Genomic DNA, 14,096 nt, shown 5'->3' with positions numbered 1-14,096 from the left:
CACGTTTGGTTTGGACTGTTTTCTCCAGAAAAAGATGCCAGTAAGCACCTCCATACAGCCAAGACTTTTCTGCGCTTTCAGTAAGCGATATCTGCCACTGCTTTAGGAACTGTCCAGCGGTTTCTCTAGTGAGTTTTTGCACGTGTCTTTCTATGCTTTGGACGCGAGCAATAGTCGATAGGCGGCTGCCACCAAGACGCATCACTTCTACATCGCTCGCAGACCTGAAAACTGACGGAGGTGTGAAATGAACTGTCCAGCTACAACCCGAGAAGCTCGTGAACAGTTGCTGACTACTGCTCGCTCTTTCCACCATTTCGAGTACCGTCCCGAAAAAAAATATCTCTTGCAGGTACTTCCCGGCAATCCAGCAATCGAAGCGCTGAACTCATCCAGTTGTCTTTTGGCTTCAGTGACCAGCTTTCTTGCCCGTCTGATCGATGGCGATACCGACGCCAACGAAATTTACGCGGTCCTATTCATGGTCGAAACAACGAAAGCTTTAATCGACTCGGCTACAACAAGTGTTGAGTTTGGCAATCGCCCAGGCGGTGCCCAATGATCCGCATGCCCAAAGCCGAACGACTTATGTATGTCGCCCAAGGCTTGAACGCGCTCACTGAGGTGCTGATCAGCGACTTGATCCTCGAAGACAGCTCACAGGCGCCCGGCGCTATCCGTACCGAATACATGGAGGGTTATCTACGCGCCATGCAGTGCCTCGGTCTTGAGCTGGAGGACGCCGTCACAGATGCCTGGGAGAACGCCGACAACCCAACCTATATATGCGAAGCGGACCAAAAGCGGGCCAGGGAAGAAGCTTCAGGGATGTCCGGCACCGTCTCGGTCCTCACTTGGGGGCATGAACCGGTCACCAGGCGAACGGTTCAGGAGCCTGGCCAATGAATAGCCCACTCAACAAAATCATCTCAATTACCGAAGAGTCTCTAAGCGCTCTGGTGCATGCACATCAGGCACTCAAATCTGCCGAATCCGCGTTTAAAGCGCTGACTGCGTCTGTTGACGAGCATTCAGACGCTTTTCATATGGCCCGGATGGGCGAACTGTTCTGCATGGACCAGGCTGGGGGCATTGACTGCATGCACGAGGATTATGATCGGCAGTTCGTAGAGATACTTTGCGCAGGCCAAAATGGAGGCGTTCATTCATGAGCCGAGCAGCAAGGCTTCCGGAGCGCCTGGGTGAGGATGCCATATATTCGGCAATCACATTCCTCAGCGAAATGGCTCACAACGACCTCTGTGATTTGCTGAATACCTTGGAGGGAGCCTCATGAAAAGTCTATCAATCAATGCCCTTCTTCCTAGCATGCTGCAAGAGTTCTCAGGGCTCGCAGTTAACCCAAAGGCGGTACCTACCGAAGAACAGATCGTCAGGCTTACAACCCTCAAAATGGGTGCTGCGAACTCTGCGCTTGCCGCTGAATTGGGAATTAGTGCAGTCGGCGCTGCCATCGGGGCTTGCGTCGGCGAGCTAGACGAGATGCACCTGCGCAATCTCGGCTGGCTCCTTGAAATGCTTGGGGAGATTTCTGGTAGCGCACGACACATTGAGCATGAGGCAATCCACTACCTACGAATGGCGAAAACCGACCAATAAACAGAGAGGAGCCCCGCTGTGTGAGTGGATGGCCGAGGTCAAATCCAACGCAAAAAAAAGCCTGCATCTCTGCAGGCTTTTCTCTATCTGGCTCCACGACCTGGACTCGAACCAGGGACCCAATGATTAACAGTCATTTGCTCTACCAACTGAGCTATCGCGGAATGCGCCGTATGTTACTGATTGAAAAGGAGAAGTCAAGCCTTAAGTGGATTTTAATCACCCGTGTTGAGTGTATCGCGCGCTGTGTACCAGATGCCCCTAGATAATTTGAGCCAATCGAAGCGCCACCGTCGAGGCCTGTTCGGCACTGGCGATGTTCGTGAAGCCCAGTATCAAGCCGTGCCTCGGCTCGGCCTCCAGGTACCACTGTGAGAGCGGTTCGACGGCTATGCCAACCGCCCGCGCACGCTGGGTGAACTCGACATCATCACCTTCGCGAAGGCCTGCGACCAGGTGCATGCCCCCCGCTTGAGGGTTGATCAGTAGACGCTCGCCAAATTGTTGCTGCAGCGCATCGACCAGCCATTGGCGGCGGCGCGCGTAGAGGCTGCGCATTTTTTTCAAGTGCCGCGCGAAGTGGCCCTCGTAGAGGAAAGCACTGACGGTTGCCTGAAGGATGTGCGGGCAGTAGTTATGCAGACGATCCGCCTGACGGGCGAACGCGTCGCTCTGCTCGGCCGGCACCACCAGATAGGCCAGGCGCAGGCCTGGAAACAGTACCTTGCTGAAGGTACCGGTGTAGAGCACGCGGCCCTGCTGATCGAGGCTCTTGAGGGCCGGCAAGGGTTTACCCTGATAGCGGTATTCACTGTCGTAATCATCCTCGATGATCCAACTGCCTCGACGGTTGGCCCAGTCCAGTAGCGCCAACCGACGCGGCAGTGACAGCGACACACCCAGCGGGCTCTGGTGGGTCGGCGTGACCACTGCAAAACGGGCATCCGGGCAACGGGCGATGCCTTGCGCAACATCAAGCCCCTGGTCATCCACTGGAACCGGTACCAACTGGGCGCCGGCTTCCAGTAGCGCGTTCCTGGCCATGAAGTAGCCGGGCTCTTCCATCCAGCACGTATCACCTGGGTGCATCAGCGTGTGGCTGATCAGGTCCAGGCACGCGCGATAGCCCGCGCACACGAACACCTGCTCCGGGTGGCAGGAAATACCCCGCGAAATGCCCAGGTAGGCGGCAATGGCTGCGCGTAAAGGTGCATGGCCTCGCGGGTCCGGGTAGACGAGCCCCTCAAGGCCAGCCTGCCGTAGCTGACGGCCCGCCAACCTTGTCCAGAGCTTGCGGGGAAAGGCATCCAGCGCGGGCAGCCCCATCTGCAGTGCCAGCGGCAGCGTCCCGGAATGGGTGGGCTGGTACGCCATCGGAGCAACTGGGGCGCGGAGTATGGGCAAGGAAGCGGGTGCCAGGTGCGGTGTAACAATCGTCCCGGCGGCTCCGCGAGCGATCAAGTAGCCCTCCCCCATCAGTAACTGGTACGCCGCTTCCACAGTGCCGCGCGCCAGGTTCAACTCTGCCGCCAAAGCACGAACGGCAGGTACTCGATCTCCTGGCCGCAAGCGACCGTCGACAATCGATTCACGAAATCGCTGATAAAGCTGGCGATAGATCGGCGCTGACTGGTTGCGGTCCAGTTTGAAGGGAGGAATCATGGCCTAGTCATTTATGCATTTTTCGGCCCTGTAGATTAAGTCATTGCGGCCCTAAGGTCTGCTATCTCTCTACAGCGGATGACGGACATGGCCTACACACTTCAACACCTCGAAGACAAGGAAGCGTTTGAGGCCTGCTTCGACCTGATGCGCGTCTTGCGCCCGCATGTCGCCAACCCGGTCACCTATGTGGAGCAACTGGTTCGGCAGACAGAGCAAGGCTACCGTTTATTGGCCGCGTGGGACGGTGAGCAGGCGGTCGGCCTGGCCGGTTACCGCGAGCTGGAAAACCTGCTCTATGGGCGTTTCATTTACGTCGATGATCTGGTGGTACGCCCTGACCTGCAGCGCAGCAGCCTGGGGGCACGGCTCTTGAGCGCCGTTCGCGAGGAAGCCGTGGGGCGTGGTTGCGCTCATTTCGTGCTGGACACCGGACTGCATATGCCGTTGGCCCAACGGTTCTATTTTCGCCAGGGGCTGCTGGCCCACGGCATGCACTTCACGCAAAACCTTCAGACAGAGAATCAGGCATGAATAATGTGCTGTTGATCAATGCCAGCCCGAATGGCCAGGTTTCCCATGCGAACCAGTTGGCACTGGAGTTAGTGGCATCCCTGCGGCACCGGTATCCGAGGCTCGAACTGGTCGAACGTGACTTGGGCGCGCATCCACTGCCACCGCTCGGCCTGGACTACGCTCGCGGCCTGGCGACAACCACGCCGTTCGACTCACCGGCGTTCGAAGTCTCCGAAGCGCTGATCAGCGAGTTGGAGCGCTGCGATATCCTGCTCATTGCCACCCCGATGCACAACTTTACCCTCCCTGCCGCACTCAAGCTCTGGATCGACTACGTCCTGCGCATTCACCGGACATTCAGTTCAGGCCCCGAGGGCAAGACCGGCCTGCTGAGCAACCGCCCAGTGTACGTGCTGGTCGGCTCCGGCGGTTTTCACCAGGGCGAGCGGGCACGACAACCGGATTTTCTAACGTCTTACCTGCGCCAGGTACTGAACACCCTCGGATTGTTCAACCCGCACTTCAGCTACCTTCAGGGCTTGGTGTTCGGTGAAGAGGCTGTCCGAGCCTCGGTCCAGGATACCCGCGCCCGACTGTCACTGGAGCCGCTGTTCAAACACCTCGTTTGCACCTGATCCGTCGGACCTCGCCCCCTTTTGCATCTCATGGAGTTCGCCTTGAAGACAATCGCCCTGGTCGCTTTCGACCAATTCACTGACATCGACCTGTTCCTGATGTGGGATATTTTGGGCCGCAATACCGAGGATTGGCACGTCCGAATACTGGGCTCCAGCTCTATCGTGCATTCGGCGCACGGACTGCCTGTTCCGGTGCACGGTCCGCTTTGCGAGGCTAACAACGCCGACGCGGTGTTGTTCGTCAGCGGCAGAGAGGGAATACCCGCCGCACTTGCCGCTCCAGATTTCCTGCCCTCGTTTGAACTTGACTCCAGACGCCAGCGAATCGGCTCCATCTGCGCCGGAGCCTTCATTCTCGACCGGCTTGGGCTGCTGCCCAGCCGCCGAGCAACTACCCACCCCGACGCACGACCAAGATTGCAGGCCCTGGGGCTGGAGCCCGTGGACCAGCCGCTGGTATGCCAGGGGAACGTTGCAACCGCGGGCGGATGCCTGGCGGCGCTCTATCTGGTGGGATGGCTGGTGGAGTCCTGGTTCGATATCGACAAGCGCCGCGCGACGCTGCTCCCCGTTCTGCCAGCCGGGCAGCAAGAACTCTATGACACCTTGATCGGGCTCAGTATCCGCCAAGGAGAAGTTGGCGCATCCACCCTCAACTGTGCGTAAAACCTCGAAGTGGAGCCGACATGAACAAGCATCACGACTCATCTGATGAATATTCGCAATCGGCACCAGAGGTGGGTGCGCCTCTGGATGATCGCTCTTCAGAGGCAGGTTGGACCGCCCTGCTGTCCGGTTCGAATGGCGTGCGCTCGCTCGCGCTGGCAGGGGGCGTGGTGCTCCATGCGATCAACGTCTACATTGCCACCACGATTTTACCGTCAGTGGTCAGGGACATCGGCGGCATCGACTATTACGCCTGGAATACCACGCTGTTCGTCGCGGCCTCCATCCTTGGTTCGGCACTCTCGGCCAGGTTACTGAGCAGCGCTGGGCCGCGTGGCGCATACATCATCGCCACGCTGGTGTTTGCGAGCGGTGCACTTATCTGTGCGTTTGCCCCGTCAATGCCCATCATGCTGGCTGGCCGCCTTGTGCAGGGGCTAGGTGGCGGTTTTCTGTTCGCCCTCTCCTACGCCATGATCCGGCTGGTGTTCAATGAAGCCTTGTGGCCACGTGCGATGGCGTTGGTCTCCGGCATGTGGGGGGTGGCAACGCTGATCGGTCCTGCGGTCGGCGGCATCTTCGCTGAACTCGGTGTATGGCGGGCGGCTTTTTGGTCGCTCATTCCCGTGGCAGTGTTGTTCGCCCTGCTGGCTGCGGTCGTGCTGCCCAAACGCAGCGCTGAACGATCAGAACGCTCGCCGCTTCCCCTTGCCCAACTCGTGTTCCTGACGTCGGCAGTGCTCGCCGTTTCGGCCGGCAGCGTCTCGCCAACCCTCGCCTGGAACTTCGCAGGCCTTGGCGCCGCAGCTATCTTGACGGCCCTGTTGATAGGCACGGAAAGCCGCGCCCGCCATAGGCTGCTGCCAGCAAGTGCATTCAGCATCACATCAGCACTGGGAGCGCTGTATGCAACGATGTCGTTGCTTGCAGTCGCCGTGACCAGTGGCGAGATATTCGTGCCGCTTTTCCTCCAGGTCCTCCACCATCAATCCCCGCTCATCGCCGGCTATCTCGCCGCACTCATGGCTGCCGGGTGGACGCTTGGGTCTATCACAAGTTCCGGGGCGAGCGGCAAAGGCATCAGGCGCGCGATCCTCGCCGGCCCGATCCTTGGATTGACCGGCATGGTGGCGCTTGCTGTTTTGATTCGAACCGAAAGTGCCGGTGGCTGGCTGACCGTCACGCCGATCTGCCTTGCGCTCGTCGCCATCGGGCTTGGCGTGGGGCTGGCTTGGCCGCATCTGCTGACCCGTGTATTTCAGGTTGCATCGGCTGGCGAGCAGGACCTGGCGGCGGCGTCGATTACAACCGTGCAGTTGTTCGCCACCGCGCTGGGCGCAGCTCTCGCGGGAATGGTGGCGAACGTTGCCGGCCTCACTGATCCCGGAGGTATCGCCGGCATGGCGAGCGCTGCGGGCTGGTTGTTTGGAATATTCGCGTTCGCGCCGATCTTTGCCATTTTCACCGCCCTGCGCGTGATCCGGCGTCACTCGAAAACCGGGCCCGCCACCAGGCCCGCGTGATTATCCCAACTGCTCAATCACCCCACCCGTCTTGAGCTGCGCCAACTGCTCAGCCGACAACCCCAACCGCTCACCCAACACCTCATCCGTGTGCTGCCCCAACATCGGCGCCGGTCGCACATATTCCACCGGGGTCCCCGACATCTTGATCGGGCTGCCCACCATGGCGAAGTCCGGGTTCTGCGGATGAGGAATCTTCACCATCAGTTCACGGGCAATCACCTGCGGCTCTTCCAGGGATTGAGCGATATTGTTGATCGCGCCCACCGGCACTTTGGATGCATGGATACTCGCCACCCATTCATCCGCCGTGCGCCCGAGGAAGTGCGCCGACAACAATTCGACGATCTCGGCACGATGGGCAACGCGGTCGGCATTGCGGCGAAAGCGTGGGTCGTCCGGCAGGTGTGGCAGGCCGATGCTCTGGCACAAAGCGACAAACTGGCTGTCGTTGCCACAGGCGATGATGAAGTCGCGGTCCGAGGCGCGAAACACTTGGTACGGCACGATGTTGGCGTGGGCGTTGCCATAGCGCTGCGGGACTTTACCCGAGGCCAGGTAGTTCATGCTCTGGTTGGCCAGGGTTGCCACTTGGACATCCAGCAACGCCATGTCGATGTGTTGGCCGACGCCGGTGCGTTCGCGGCTGAGCAACGCGGCCTGGATCGCGACGGTGGAATACAGGCCGGTCATCAAGTCGGAGAACGCCACGCCGACTTTCTGCGGGCCGCCGCCGGGTAGGTCGTCGCGCTCGCCGGTGATGCTCATCAAGCCGCCGATGCCCTGGATGATGAAATCGTAACCGGGCTCTTCGGCACGCGGGCCGGTCTGGCCGAAGCCGGTGATGGAACAGTAGACCAGCCGTGGATTGGTCTCGGACAGGGTCGCGTAATCCAGGCCGTAGCGGGCCAGGGAACCGGCCTTGTAGTTCTCGATCAACACGTCGGAACTGGCTGCCAGGGCCCGTACCAGTTCCTGGCCCTCGGTACTGGCCAGGTCGATGGCCACCGACAATTTGCCGCGGTTGGTGGACTGGTAATAAGACGCCTGCCCCGATGACTCGCCGCTGTCGGTCTTCATCCACGGCGGGCCCCAGCCACGGGTGTCGTCGCCGCTTTTCGGGCGTTCGATCTTGATCACTTCCGCCCCCAGGTCGGCCAATACCTGGCCACACCAGGGGCCGGCCAATACCCGGCTCAAATCCAGCACCCGCAAACCTGTCAACGCACCCATTGTTCTTATCCTGTCGATAAATCGAAATCAGCCGACGCTCGGCTCTTTATGGCGCAAGGAAATCCCCAGCACCGCACGCCGCCGCAACCAGGGGCTGGGGCGATAACGCGGGTCGTGGGTGAGTTCGCTCATGCGTTGCAAAATGCTCAGGATCCGCCGAGGGCCGAGGGCATCGCCCCAGGCCAGCGGACCGTTGGGATAACCCAGGCCCAGTTGCACCGCCTGGTCGATATCCTCGACGCTGGCGATCCGTTGCTGGGCAATGTCGCAGGCCAGGTTGACCACCATGGCCAAGGTACGCTGGGCAACAAAACCAACGCTGTCGCCAATCACCGTCACACCCACGCCATCGCTGGCGAGCAAGGCATGGGCCGCATCGCGCATGCCGGGCGCGGTCAACGGGTTTTGCATCAAGGTGCGATGGCGCGACAGGTCCGTCAGCAGATCGATGCAGACCGTGCGTGTCGGATCCGTGTCGAAGCGCTCGCACGCCGAGGTGGCATCGCGACCGTAGGGCGCCAGCAAACACAAGGCCTCGGCCGAGGGCTGCGCAGCACTCTCAAGGTGCGCGCCCAACGTGATCAGCAGTGCACTCAGACGCTCATAGTCTTCAGTGTTTTCGGTGGCAATCCACACCGGAGGTAATGAAGGGATCGTGGGCACCGGCTGCGGTTGTGGGCCGTCGATGACCTGGCCGTTTTCATACCGATAAAAGCCCTGCCCGGTCTTGCGCCCCAAACGCCCGCCCACCAACATCTGGCGGGTCAGCGGCGAGGGTTTGTAGCGCGGTTCCTGATAGAACTGGTTGTAGATCGACTCCATCACCGGATGGGAAACGTCGAGCCCGGTAAGGTCCAGCAACTCCAACGGGCCCATGCGAAAGCCAGCGCCTTCACGCAGGATGCGGTCGATGTCACCGCACTGGGCGATGCCTTCATCGAGCATCTTCAAGGCTTCGGTGCCGTAGGCACGCCCGGCATGATTGACGATAAAGCCCGGCGTATCTTTGGCCCGCACGCCGCGATGGCCAATACGCGCGACGAAGGCCAGCAAGCGGTCGCCTACCTGCGGCGCCGTCGCCAGGCCATCGATGACTTCCACCACCCGCATCAAAGGCACCGGGTTGAAGAAGTGCAGTCCCGCCACTCGCTCAGGATGCTGGCAACCGGTGGCAATCGCCGTCACCGACAGCGATGAGGTGTTGGTCGCGAGGATGCAGTCCTCAGTAACGATACCCTCCAACTGCTGCAACAGACCGCGCTTGGCCTCCAGGTTTTCGACAATGGCTTCTACCACCAGATCGCAATTGCGCAGTTCATCAATGGCGGCCGTCACCTGCAGGTTTTCCAGCGCAGCGTCCATCGCCGGCTGGGTGATCTTGCCCTTGCTCACCAACTTGGCCAGGGTCACGCCGAGGTTGTCGCGAGCTGTTTGCGCCGCGCCGGCGCGGGCATCGAACAACCGCACAAGCACACCCGCCTGGGCGGCAATCTGCGCGATGCCAGCCCCCATGACACCGGTGCCTACCAACCCCATGATCTTGATCGAGTCGCCCATGGTCATTCTCCGAGGTAGTTGGGTGTGCGTTTCTCGAAGAACGCCGCAGCGCCCTCCTTCTGATCCGCAGAGTCGAACAACAACTGGAAGGCTTTGCGCTCCAGCACCAGGGCGCTTTCCAGCGGCAGGTCGGCGCCGGCGAGCATGACTTCCTTGATCTGCTCCACCGCCAGCGGTGGCAACGCGGCGATCTGCGCCGCCAGTTCCAGGGCGCGAGGCAAGGTCTGGTCGTCGGCCACCACTTCGCTGAGCATGCCCATGGCCAGGGCTTCCGGCGCCTTGACGATGCAGCCGGTCAGTGCAATGCGCATGGCCTGGAACTTACCTACCGCCCGCACCAGGCGCTGGGTGCCGCCCGCCCCCGGCATCAAGCCGAGCTTGACCTCCGGTTGGGCGAAACGCGCGGATTCACCGGCGACGATCAGGTCGCAATGCATCGCCAGTTCGCAGCCGCCACCCAGGGCAAAACCGTTCACCGCCGCAATCACCGGCTTCGGGCAACGGCTGATGGCTTCCCACAAATACTCGGTGTGCCGACGGTACATTTCGATAGGAGTGGCGCTGGCGAACTCCTTGATATCGGCACCAGCGACGAAGAATTGCTCACCACCGGTCAGTACGATAGCGCGCACATCCTTGCGCTGGGCCAGGGCCCGGAAGTGCAGCGCCAGTTCTTCGCGAACCTGGGCGTTCAGAGCGTTTTTCACTTCAGGGCGGTGGATACGCACCACGGCAACGCCATTGTCCTGGACGTCGAGGTACACCACGGGTTGGTCGGAACTGGCCACATTCACTCCTGCTGCAATGTTCTTGTTAGTGCGGTTAACGCTTGTTTCGCTGTGCGAAATAACATTCCGTATTTAACGATTAGCATAAGTACCGCCCTGCCGGGTGTAAACGTAAAAACCCATCACTCAAGTGAAATAGCAATTAAGCCTTTGTTTATAAGCACTTTATTAAGGACAAATCTCACAGCGCCACAAGTTGCTTAGTTTCGCTGTGCGGAATACAATTTTGTTTTGTTGATTTTATAAAAAAATGGGGACTAACATGCGCCGTCGAAACCTGGACCCGAACACCCCGGATGCACCCGCAGGCAACAACGCCTTCGAGCACCTGCTGATCGATCCGATGAACACCGATGAGGAGGAAGACAAGGACCGCCAGTTCGTCACCGCCCTGGCCCGTGGCCTGGAATTGCTGCGCTGCTTCACGCCAAGCGAAAGCGTACTGGGCAACCAGGAACTGGCGCGCAAGACCGGGCTGCCGAAGCCGACCATCACCCGGATGACGCACACCCTGACCCGCTTGGGGTACCTCAAGCACCTGCCGCAGTCGGGCCGGTATCAGTTGGATGTGGGGGTGATGGCGTTTGGTTACGCAATGCTTTCCAACCTGTCGGTACGGGCCGTGGCTCATCCGCTGATGGAAACGATGGCCAAGTACGCCCAGGCCGCCGTGGCGATGGCCACCCGGGATCGCCTGGACATGGTCTATCTGGACGTGGTCCAGGGCGAGGCCAACATGACCATGCGCCGCCAGGTCGGTACGCGCTTGCCGTTGCACTTGAGTTCAGCAGGCCGCGCCTGCCTGGCAGCAATGCCGGAAAACGAGCGGGAATTCATGCTCGACCATATCCGCCAGCGTCATCTGGAGGACTGGCCGGGGATCCGCAAGGGGCTGGAACGCGCCTTCCGGGACTACACCGACTTCGGCTATTGCATGTCGATCGGTGAGTGGCACCGCGATGTCAACGCCATCGCCGTACCGCTGTTTCATGCACAACATGGGCTGTTGACGTTCAACTGTGGCGGGCCGAGCTTTCACCTTTCCCGGGAGAAACTCGAAGACGACATCGGGCCGCGCCTCAAGCACATGGTGAACAACATCGAGGCCGCCGCCCGCTAGACAGACCGGTGCACGGCCTCGGCAGATTGACTACAACAGGCCCGCCGAACGGGCCGCCGAGGAATGCACATGATCCGAGATCCCCAAACGCTTCACCTTCTGCTGGACACCCTTCGGCAGTTCGTCAACGAAGCGCTGATCCCACGGGAAAACGAGCTTGCCGAGACCGATGACGTCCCGGCGGATATTGTCACCCAGTTCCAGGAAATGGGCCTGTTCGGCCTGACCCTTCCCGAAGCCTACGGCGGCCTGGGGCTGACCATGGAAGAAGAGGTCAATGTCGCCTTCGAACTGGGGCGCACCTCTCCGGCCTTCCGCTCCTATTTCGGCACCAACAATGGCATCGGCTCCATTGGCATCCTGCTCGATGGCACCGAAGCGCAGAAGCAACACTACTTGCCCAAACTGGCCAGCGGGGAGCTGCTCAGCTCGTTCTGCCTGACCGAGCCGGACTCCGGTTCCGACGCCGCCTCGCTGAAAACTTCGGCGATACGCGACGGCGATCACTACGTGATCAACGGCACCAAACGCTTTATCACCAACGCGCCCCACGCCGGGATTTTCACGGTCATGGCCCGCACCAACCCGGACATCAAGGGCTCGGGCGGCATCAGTGCGTTTATCGTCGAGCGCAACACACCGGGGCTGTCCCTGGGCAAGCGCGATCACAAGATGGGCCAGAAAGGTGCCCACACCAGCGACGTGATTTTCGACAACGTGCGGGTACCGGCAGACCAGTTGATCGGTGGCGTCGAAGGCGTAGGTTTCAAGACCGCAATGAAGGTCCTCGACAAAGGCCGCCTGCACATTGCAGCGGTCAGCGTCGCGGCCGCTGAACGCATGCTCAACGATGCCTTGAACTACGCCATCGAGCGTAAACAGTTCGGCCAGCCAATTGCCGAGTTCCAGCTGATCCAGGCCATGCTCGCCGACAGCAAAGCCGAAATCTATGCCGCCCGCTGCATGGTGCTGGACGCCGCGCGCAAACGTGATGAAGGCCAGAACATTGGCACCGAAGCTTCGTGCTCGAAGATGTTCGCCACTGAAATGTGCGGCCGGGTGGCGGACCGTTGCGTGCAGATTCATGGCGGCGCCGGGTATGTCAGCGAGTACGCCATCGAGCGTTTTTATCGCGATGTGCGGTTGTTCCGGTTGTATGAGGGCACGACGCAGATCCAGCAACTGGTGATCGCCCGCAACATGATTCGCGAGGCGCAGCACTGACTATCAAGCACACAGCCGATCAAATGTGGGAGCTGGCTTGCCGGCGATAGCATCACTGCGGTGTGACTGACACACCAAGGTGCCTGCATCGCGGGCAAGCCCGACTCCCACATTGAACCGTGTTTCAGCCGCTTTACCGCAACACCCATACCCAGTGCCCTAACAACTACAACAAGGTATCGCTATGGAAGTCGCCGCTCAGGCGGGTGCGTTGTCGCCCGCGAAAAACAAACTGTGGATCATCGTCTTTATCTTCTGCTTCCTCGGTCTGCTGATCGATGGCGCGGACTTGATGCTGTTGTCCTACAGCCTCGGCAGCCTGAAAACCGAGTTCGGCCTGACCAGTGTCGAGGCCGGCAGCCTGGGCAGTTTCACCCTGGCCGGGATGGCCATTGGCGGGATCTACGGCGGCTGGGCCTGTGACCGATTCGGTCGGGTGAAAACCGTGGTCTGGAGCATCGTGCTGTTCTCCGTCGGCACCGCGATCCTGGGCATGACCCACAGTTATTGGCAGTTCGCGAGCACGCGTTTTTTCGCCTCGCTGGGATTGGGCGCGCTGTATGTGGCCTGCAATACCCTGATGGCCGAATACGTGCCGACCCGCTACCGCACCACCGTGCTCGGCACCCTGCAAGCGGGCTGGTCGGTGGGTTACATCGTCGCCACCCTGCTGGCTGGCTGGATCCTGCCCAACCACGGCTGGCGCTGGCTGTTCTACGTGGCGATTATCCCGGTGATTCTCGCCGTGCTGATGCAACGCCTGGTGCCGGAACCACAAGCCTGGATCAAGGCCCAGGCCGAACGCGCCCGGGAAAAGGCCGAAGGCATCAAGCAGGTCGCGACGAAAAAACCCGACGGCATGTTCAAGCTGATCTTCAGCGACCCGAAAGCCAGCCGCATGTTCATCCTCTGGGCGCTGACCGCCGGCTTCCTGCAATTCGGTTACTACGGGGTCAACAACTGGATGCCGTCCTACCTGGAAGGCGAGTTGGGGATGAACTTCAAGTCGATGACCAGCTACATGGTCGGCACTTATGCGGCGATGATTTTCGGCAAGATCCTCGCCGGCTGGGCAGCGGACCGCTTGGGGCGACGCACCGTATTTGCAGTCGGCGCGCTGGGCACGGCGATCTTCCTGCCGGTGATTGTGCTGTTCCAGAGTCCGGACAACATCCTCTGGCTGCTGATTGTGTTCGGCTTCCTGTACGGCATTCCCTACGGCGTTAACGCGACCTACATGACCGAAAGCTTCGAGGCGAAATTTCGCGGCTCGGCGGTGGGCGGTGCCTACAACATCGGCCGGATTGGCGCGGCGGTGGCGCCAGCGGCGATCGGTTTCCTGGCCTCTCATGGCTCGATCGGCGTGGGCTTCATGGTGATGGGCGGCGCGTACTTTATCTGTGGGGTCATCCCGGCGCTGTTTATCCGCGACAAGCAGTTCGACCCACAGAAACAGTGAGTTATTGCCCATAAAAATGTGGGAGCGGACTCGCTCCCACGGCGTTGACCAAAGGGCAAAACCTAGCTGTTTTGCTAGTTACGCAATTTT

15 protein-coding genes and 1 tRNA gene are annotated in these 14,096 nt (G+C 60.3%); 11 read left to right on the top strand and 5 right to left on the bottom strand.

Going from position 1 to position 14,096, the window contains the following annotated elements; translation table 11 throughout:
- Positions 1–247 precede the first annotated feature (247 nt).
- The 4 genes from GNF76_RS23860 to GNF76_RS23845 all read left to right on the top strand — a co-directional run bounded on the left by GNF76_RS23860 (position 248) and on the right by GNF76_RS23845 (position 1,620).
- Positions 248–562, top strand: coding sequence for a DUF3077 domain-containing protein (locus GNF76_RS23860; RefSeq protein WP_155585537.1), 315 nt, complete (start codon positions 248–250; stop codon positions 560–562).
- Entirely contained in the window at positions 559–906 is a 348-nt protein-coding gene (locus tag GNF76_RS23855) for a hypothetical protein (RefSeq protein ID WP_155585536.1), read from the top strand. The genes GNF76_RS23860 and GNF76_RS23855 overlap by 4 nt, the downstream gene beginning before the upstream one ends.
- Entirely contained in the window at positions 903–1,172 is a 270-nt protein-coding gene (locus tag GNF76_RS23850) for a hypothetical protein (RefSeq protein ID WP_155585535.1), read from the top strand. The genes GNF76_RS23855 and GNF76_RS23850 overlap by 4 nt, the downstream gene beginning before the upstream one ends.
- A 121-nt stretch (positions 1,173–1,293) precedes the next feature.
- A complete protein-coding gene (locus GNF76_RS23845; protein WP_155585534.1) occupies positions 1,294–1,620 on the top strand; it encodes a hypothetical protein in 327 nt (108 codons plus the stop codon).
- A gap of 88 nt (positions 1,621–1,708) precedes the next feature.
- On the opposite strand, the gene GNF76_RS23840 is transcribed toward GNF76_RS23845, so the two are convergent.
- Together GNF76_RS23840 and pdxR are read right to left on the bottom strand one after the other, a co-directional pair.
- Positions 1,709–1,784, bottom strand: a tRNA-Asn gene (locus GNF76_RS23840).
- A gap of 97 nt (positions 1,785–1,881) precedes the next feature.
- Positions 1,882–3,282, bottom strand: a complete 1,401-nt coding sequence (gene pdxR / locus GNF76_RS23835) for a MocR-like pyridoxine biosynthesis transcription factor PdxR (protein ID WP_155585533.1) — start codon at positions 3,280–3,282, stop codon at positions 1,882–1,884.
- Between the two features lie 87 nt (positions 3,283–3,369).
- Here pdxR and GNF76_RS23830 point away from each other — a divergent pair, with 87 nt between their 5' ends.
- Genes GNF76_RS23830 through GNF76_RS23815 form a run of 4 tightly spaced genes read left to right on the top strand, consistent with a single transcriptional unit; the run spans position 3,370 to position 6,625 of the window.
- The gene (locus GNF76_RS23830) at positions 3,370–3,816 is read left to right on the top strand and encodes a GNAT family N-acetyltransferase (protein ID WP_155585532.1); all 447 of its coding nucleotides are present in this window, start codon (positions 3,370–3,372) and stop codon (positions 3,814–3,816) included.
- Positions 3,813–4,433: an FMN-dependent NADH-azoreductase gene (locus GNF76_RS23825; protein ID WP_155585531.1), complete on the top strand. Its 621-nt coding sequence runs from the start codon at positions 3,813–3,815 to the stop codon at positions 4,431–4,433. The genes GNF76_RS23830 and GNF76_RS23825 overlap by 4 nt, the downstream gene beginning before the upstream one ends.
- 42 nt (positions 4,434–4,475) lie before the next feature.
- A complete protein-coding gene (locus GNF76_RS23820) occupies positions 4,476–5,102 on the top strand; it encodes a DJ-1/PfpI family protein (protein ID WP_155585530.1) in 627 nt (208 codons plus the stop codon).
- 20 nt (positions 5,103–5,122) lie between these two features.
- Positions 5,123–6,625, top strand: coding sequence for an MFS transporter (locus tag GNF76_RS23815; protein WP_155585529.1), 1,503 nt, complete (start codon positions 5,123–5,125; stop codon positions 6,623–6,625).
- Here GNF76_RS23815 and GNF76_RS23810 read toward each other — a convergent pair whose 3' ends face one another.
- Genes GNF76_RS23810 through GNF76_RS23800 form a run of 3 tightly spaced genes read right to left on the bottom strand, consistent with a single transcriptional unit; the run spans position 6,626 to position 10,203 of the window.
- Positions 6,626–7,858, bottom strand: a complete 1,233-nt coding sequence (locus tag GNF76_RS23810; RefSeq protein ID WP_155585528.1) for a CaiB/BaiF CoA transferase family protein — start codon at positions 7,856–7,858, stop codon at positions 6,626–6,628. It abuts the gene before it with no gap.
- A 27-nt stretch (positions 7,859–7,885) separates the two neighbouring features.
- Entirely contained in the window at positions 7,886–9,415 is a 1,530-nt protein-coding gene (locus GNF76_RS23805) for a 3-hydroxyacyl-CoA dehydrogenase (RefSeq protein ID WP_155585527.1), read from the bottom strand.
- Between the two features lie 2 nt (positions 9,416–9,417).
- Positions 9,418–10,203 carry an enoyl-CoA hydratase gene (locus GNF76_RS23800; RefSeq protein WP_178123527.1) on the bottom strand — a complete coding sequence of 262 codons (786 nt, stop codon included), beginning with the start codon at positions 10,201–10,203 and terminating at the stop codon, positions 9,418–9,420.
- A 262-nt stretch (positions 10,204–10,465) separates the two neighbouring features.
- Between GNF76_RS23800 and GNF76_RS23795 the strand changes: the two genes are divergently transcribed.
- The 3 genes from GNF76_RS23795 (at position 10,466) to GNF76_RS23785 (ending at position 14,006) form a co-directional block, all read left to right on the top strand.
- Positions 10,466–11,323 carry an IclR family transcriptional regulator gene (locus tag GNF76_RS23795; RefSeq protein ID WP_155585526.1) on the top strand — a complete coding sequence of 286 codons (858 nt, stop codon included), beginning with the start codon at positions 10,466–10,468 and terminating at the stop codon, positions 11,321–11,323.
- A 69-nt stretch (positions 11,324–11,392) separates the two neighbouring features.
- Positions 11,393–12,547, top strand: coding sequence for an acyl-CoA dehydrogenase family protein (locus GNF76_RS23790; RefSeq protein WP_155585525.1), 1,155 nt, complete (start codon positions 11,393–11,395; stop codon positions 12,545–12,547).
- Between the two features lie 184 nt (positions 12,548–12,731).
- Positions 12,732–14,006, top strand: a complete 1,275-nt coding sequence (locus GNF76_RS23785; protein ID WP_155585524.1) for an MFS transporter — start codon at positions 12,732–12,734, stop codon at positions 14,004–14,006.
- The last annotated feature ends 90 nt before the right edge of the window (positions 14,007–14,096 follow it).

The sequence above is a fragment of the Pseudomonas spelaei genome (assembly GCF_009724245.1).
Taxonomy (GTDB): domain Bacteria; phylum Pseudomonadota; class Gammaproteobacteria; order Pseudomonadales; family Pseudomonadaceae; genus Aquipseudomonas; species Aquipseudomonas spelaei.
The sequence above is the reverse complement of the archived record's forward strand: the minus strand, read 5'-3'. Positions and strand labels throughout refer to the sequence as shown.